This is a genomic window from uncultured Caballeronia sp. (assembly GCF_964243625.1).
Classification (GTDB): Bacteria; Pseudomonadota; Gammaproteobacteria; order Burkholderiales; family Burkholderiaceae; genus Caballeronia.
In genome coordinates, this window is the sequence record NZ_CAXTGZ010000755.1 from 1 (window position 1) to 2,639 (window position 2,639).

The following is a 2,639-nucleotide window of genomic DNA, read 5'->3' on the forward strand; positions in this document are numbered from 1 at the left end:
AACCGTCGTGTCGCGTGCAGCAATAAACGACAGATCCACGATTGACACATTGATGGTCGGCACGCGAATAGCGTAACCATCCAGCTTACCCGCCAATTCCGGCAGCACCAGGCTCACCGCCGACGCCGCGCCCGTCTTCGTCGGGATCTGGCTGTGCGTGGCCGAGCGCGCGCGGCGCAGGTCTTCGTGATACACGTCCGTCAGGACCTGGTCGTTCGTGTATGCATGAATGGTCGTCATCAGGCCATTCACCAGACCGATCTTGTCGTTCAGCGGCTTGACGAGCGGTGCGAGACAGTTCGTCGTGCACGATGCGTTCGAGATCACCGTGTCCGACGCCTTCAGCACGTGATGATTCACGCCATAAACGATGGTCGCATCGACGTCCTTGCCACCCGGCGCCGAGATGATGACCTTCTTCGCGCCGCCCTTGATGTGGGCGCTGGCCTTCTCTTTCGTCGTGAAAAAGCCCGTGCATTCCAGCACCACGTCCACGTTCAGCTCGCCCCACGGCAGTTCGGCCGGATTGCGGTTGGCCAGCACGCGGATGCGGTCGCCGTTGACCACGAGGTAGTCGCCGTCAACCGATACTTCGCCCGGGAACTTGCCGTGCGCCGTGTCGTACTGCGTCAGGTGCGCGTTCGTCTTGGCATCGCCGAGATCATTGATGGCAACGATCTCGATGTCATGCTTCTTGCCGTTTTCGTACAAGGCGCGCAGCGTATTGCGGCCGATCCGGCCGTAGCCGTTGATTGCAACGCGAATCGTCATGGTCTATCTCCTGATGGCTGAAAAAAAGTTCAGTTCGCTGCTGCCGGTCCGCTCGTCAAAGCGTCCGTTCAGCCCGCGAGCGCGGCTTTCGCCGTCTCCACGACATGCTCGACGGTAAAGCCGAAATACTTGAAAAGCTCGCCGGCAGGCGCGGATTCGCCAAACGAATCGATGCCCACCACGCCGCCTTCGAGACCCACATATTTACGCCAGAAATCCGTCACGCCGGCTTCGATTGCCACGCGCACGACGCCCTTCGGCAACACGCGCTCACGATACTCGGCGTCCTGCTGATCGAACACGTTGGTACACGGCATGGACACGATCCGCGCGCCGATGCCTTCCTGCGCCAGCTTCTCAGCCGCCTTCAGCGCCAGTTCGACTTCCGAACCCGTGGCGATCAGGATGATCTTGCGCGCGGGAATGTCGTCGTTCCAGTCACGCAGCACGTAGCCACCCTTTGCAATATTCGCGATCTGCACGTCATTGCGTGCCGAGAACAGCAGGTTCTGACGCGTGAAGATCAGGGCCGACGGTCCCTTGTAGTCGATCGCCGACGTCCACGCCACAGCGGTCTCGACGGTATCCGCCGGACGCCATACGTGTAAGTGCGGAATCAGCCGCAGGCTCGAAGTTTGTTCGACTGACTGGTGCGTCGGACCATCTTCGCCCAGACCGATGGAATCGTGCGTGAACACGAAGATGGACGGCGCTTTCATCAGCGCGGCGACTCGCAGCGCGTTGCGGCTATAGTCCGAGAACGTCAGGAACGTGCCGCCGAACGGACGATACCCGCCATGCACCACCATGCCGTTGATCGCCGCGCTCATGCCGAATTCGCGCACGCCGTAGTTGATGTGGTTGCCCCACTGGATCTGGTTCGAGGTCTCGCCGGCGCGCACCGCCTTCGACGCCTTCCAGTTCGTCAGGTTGGAACCCGTCAGGTCGGCGGAGCCGCCCAGCAATTCCGGCAACGCGGCGGCAAGGCCGTCCAGCGTCTGCTGCGAAGCCTTGCGCGTGGCAATGGTTTCGCCCTTTTGATTTGCCGCTTCGATGATGTTCTTCGCGTCCTGTGCCCACGTCGCCGGCAATTCGCCTTTCATGCGGCGCACGAACTCGGCGGCTTCGGCCGAATGTTTCGCGCGGTAGGCATCGAATTGCTTGTTCCACTCGGCTTCAGCACGCGCGCCCGATTCCTTCGCGTCCCACGCTGCATAGACTTCCTGCGGGATCACGAACGGCTCCCACGTCCAGCCCATTCCTGCGCGGGCGTCTGCGATTTCCTTCGGACCCAGCGGCGCGCCGTGCGAATCGTGACTGCCTTGCTTGGTCGGCGCACCCTTGCCGATGGTCGTGCGGCAGCAGATCAGCGTCGGCTTGTCCGAGTTCTTGGCCTGCGCAATAGCAGCGTCCACCGCGTCGACGTTATGGCCGTCGACCGCGCGGATCACGTTCCAGCCGTACGCTTCGAAGCGCTTCGGGGTGTCGTCGTGGAACCAGTGTTCGACGTGGCCATCGATTGAAATGCCGTTGTCGTCGTAGAGCGCGATCAGCTTGTTCAGCTTGAGCGTCCCGGCGAAAGAACACGCTTCGTGCGAGATGCCTTCCATCATGCAGCCGTCGCCAAGGAACACGTACGTGTGGTGATCGACGATCTTCGCGCCGTCCTTGTTGAACTCGGCGGCGAGCAGCGCTTCAGCGAGCGCCATGCCGACCGCATTCGCCAAGCCCTGGCCAAGCGGGCCGGTGGTCGTTTCAACGCCCGGCGTGATGCCGTATTCCGGGTGTCCCGGCGTCTTCGAATGCAGTTGGCGGAAGTTCTTGAGTTCGTTGATCGGCAGGTCGTAGCCGGTCAGGTGCAGCAACGA

At 61.8% G+C, this 2,639-nt stretch carries 2 protein-coding genes; both read right to left on the bottom strand.

Annotated elements, in window-relative coordinates:
* A partial coding sequence (locus ACFFAR_RS30425) for a type I glyceraldehyde-3-phosphate dehydrogenase (protein WP_375509143.1) occupies positions 1 to 771 on the bottom strand: 771 nt, incomplete at its 3' end.
* Between the two features lie 68 nt (positions 772 to 839).
* The coding region (gene tkt, locus ACFFAR_RS30430; RefSeq protein WP_375509144.1) for a transketolase at positions 840 to 2,639 on the bottom strand (1,800 nt) is incomplete at its 5' end.